Origin of the sequence: Flavobacterium sp. (assembly GCF_027490375.1) — a bacterium.
Classification (GTDB): Bacteria; Bacteroidota; Bacteroidia; order Flavobacteriales; family Flavobacteriaceae; genus Flavobacterium.
Genome location: NZ_JAIXYH010000032.1, coordinates 1 through 2962, shown reverse-complemented (window position 1 = coordinate 2962; position 2962 = coordinate 1). Strand labels below are relative to the sequence as shown.

At 37.7% G+C, this 2962-nt stretch carries 4 protein-coding genes; all 4 read right to left on the bottom strand.

The window, feature by feature from the left end:
- Nucleotides 1-413, bottom strand: a 413-nt coding sequence (locus Q0064_RS03785; RefSeq protein WP_298144527.1) for an RHS repeat-associated core domain-containing protein, incomplete at its 3' end; no start/stop codon positions are given.
- 50 nt (nt 414-463) lie between these two features.
- Entirely contained in the window at nt 464-808 is a 345-nt protein-coding gene (locus Q0064_RS03780; protein WP_298144523.1) for a hypothetical protein, read from the bottom strand.
- A gap of 1099 nt (nt 809-1907) precedes the next feature.
- On the bottom strand, nt 1908-2315 hold the full coding sequence (locus Q0064_RS03775) for a hypothetical protein (protein WP_298144520.1): 408 nt from the start codon (nt 2313-2315) through the stop codon (nt 1908-1910).
- 179 nt (nt 2316-2494) lie between these two features.
- The coding region (locus tag Q0064_RS03770) for a hypothetical protein (protein WP_298144517.1) at nt 2495-2962 on the bottom strand (468 nt) is incomplete at its 5' end.

Here is a 2962-nt window from a genome sequence, read left to right as displayed (position 1 = left end):
TTCGGGTTGCTGATCTTAAAAGCCTCCAACTCCTCAACAGTCGAAATAATAATCAAATCATTGTTTTTCTTTACATCGTCTGCGGTATCGGTAGTGTTACTCCCTCCACCACCAGCCTGGGTAAATTTAGAAGTTTCTCCCGGAACTACACGATCGCTGCGGCGGATAAAGTTACCGTTGCTGTCGTTCATCTCAGCGCCGTTGTTATCCAACATCTGCATACCCGCTCCCCCACTCGGATCGGTAAATACCACCGGGTTGCCGTTAAAACTACTGTACGGCGACTGGCTGTGGTGTATCACCGGATCTAAAACCACCCAACGCGCAATGGCTGGGTCGTAATCGCGGAGCGGCATGTCGTACATATCGTAGCCAAAATCACCCTGCCATTCTTGAGCGTTGTATTTGTACAACTTGTTTATTGGCAATTCGTAAGTCGTCTCGGTTTAAAAATTCAAACAAACTACTGCTCTAAAATCTCGACTGTAACCTTAAATGTTTCAAAAACACTTGACGCGTATTCTTTTGAACCAAATTTCAAAACAAACTTTCTATCCCAAAACAAAAGCTCTTCGCGCTCATCCAAGAACATGAGCAGTTTTAAAAAATCATTGTCAATTTCTTTCAATCTGCGACTCACCTGCTCGTCCAATTCTCCATTTTGTGCGGACAATACCTCGGCAATATCTGCTCTAATTTTAAAATCGTAATCAAACTCAAAGATGTTAGAATCATAACCCACGGTACATTCGCGCACTAAGTCTTCCCACGCTCCCAGTAAACTATAGATGTTGTTTAAATTACACATAAAAACTGCTAATTACTACCTAAAGATAAGCACTAACGATGTGTTTTGTTGTTCGCTTACTTTAAACTTTTTAAAAATGAATCCTAAATAAATCCACAAAACCCAAAATAATAATTTCTTATTTTCTAGCTATTGTAAATTAACCCTTTCAAAAATTGTCCTCGATCTTTATCAAAGAACGCAACTTCTTGAAATATAGCAGCATAAATATTAGTCCACAATCGTGTTTTTGGACGAATGTACTCCCACGGGCAATCCCTTTAACCGTAGATGATCTATCAATTTCTTCGCCGATTTCAATGCCAATTAAGAATATTCGTCACTTTTTAAAGTTTGGCGCGATTAGTTTCCGACACAAAAGTTCGTTTACTAATCTGCGTTTATCGTAAATCATAAATTCGTGCGATTTCTTTGCCAGCAATTCCCGCGCTTCGTTGCTAGTCCGGGTGGAAAACCGGTTTTTTACTTGAAGGGAAATTGTACCATTTTTCGCTTTTGTCGCAACGTCGGGAGACATTTGCGGAGTCTGCTGCGAGGGATAAGTGCTTTTCGAAGCTTATGTTTTGTTTACTATCTTCAATCTACTATTGCTTTAAAAACACTAATTAATACGGCTGCAACAAGTAACACTATAGTAGTTATATAGCCTATTTTACTCATGAGGTACGATGCATGCCGAATCCTCCAATCGTGTTCTGAAATGAGGATTGTTTCCCGCTCTTCTTCATACTTTGAACACCAGTAATGCGTAGCTCTGTTCATTATAATTAATAGCACAAATAAGGGAACTGTTTCGATAAAATTATTCATAATAACACTTTAATTTATAGGAAAGAGCAGACTTATTGCTTGAATCCCCCAGCCTTGGTAAGACTAACGCTTTTACAACTAAATGACAACTTGTTTGTAAGCTATTTACCGTAGAGTAATCTCCTAAAAAATAAAAATACTCAAAAGCTAATTAACACAAAAAAAATGGCAAACCATATAAAAATGAACTTCGAAACAAACCTCTACGCAAAAACAAAACTTTAAAAATTTAATGAAAATACAGTTTGAAAATGGCATCGCCGAAATTCTTAAATCTCTAAATTACAGTCTATTGGAGATCTTTAACAGATTTTAACTCGAGATGGTCAATACGATACTTTTTTGTCGCTTTATCAAAACTAGCACGATCTAAAGGTCCAAGCATATACTTTTCCGGAAAATATGTATAGTGCTTTTTTACTTTTACGATATAGTAATTAACCACACTTTCACCTCCGTAAGGATACTGACTCAACACGATGTAATCTGAATTATATCCATACGCTGCTATACTTCCTTCGATTACACCAACAGTTGTACCTTCGTCGTCGATTAGATAACTAAGATAAAAAGTATTACCGCGTCCTTCTCCAGTAGTTAAATAGTATCTGCCAATAATTTTCTTCTTAGAGTTATTATCGCACGCAAAAAAAACAGTAGCGAGAGCTAAAATCAGTAGAACTACTTTTCTTTTCATTTTTAATTATTTTTTTACTGGTTCACGCCAAATATATAGTTGCCATATTGCCTCCTACTCGAAATGTCGATCTTTTATAGTCAAGACCTATCCCATATAAAAACGACTTTACACTAGTTGTATTTGATAGTACAAACCAAAGAAATTTACCTGTAGGATTGAATATATCAATGCGACAACTACCCACAAATTGCTCGATTTGTTACACTTGTTACTTTAAGGTTCTTCCGATTTTTATACTTTTTATAATAAAACTCCCGAGCTTCCTCAACAGCATAAGCATTTCGCATCGAATCTGCTACTCGATCTTCGATATAATAAATTTTGTCTGCTCCCGTTCCTTTAACCCAATCAATGAACATGTTGCCCGCTGTGCCGAAATTTGAACCCCAGTCGCTAATTTTCTCAATAAATCGACCTACCTTTTTGAGTTTTGACGAAAATAACTTTTTAAAGTCTGTTGGAGGATCTTCTTCACCTCCATTTGCTCTGTCCAGCATCCCTTCCCAATCGCCGCCGGGATTTACTTCAGCCAATAACAGTTGTAAAAGAACATCGGGTGGTGGAAGTAGTGCACGCTGCTCGTCGGATAAACTGTTGATGGCGTTAACCATTTTTTGAACTGTACTCCCGCCGCCACCACCAGC

Excerpts from the sequence above, each read along its gene's own strand:
- Q0064_RS03775 (WP_298144520.1), bottom strand. The coding sequence starts at position 2,315 with ATGAAAAGAAAAGTAGTTCTACTGATTTTAGCTCTCGCTACTGTTTTT.
- Q0064_RS03780 (WP_298144523.1), bottom strand. The coding sequence starts at position 808 with ATGTGTAATTTAAACAACATCTATAGTTTACTGGGAGCGTGGGAAGAC.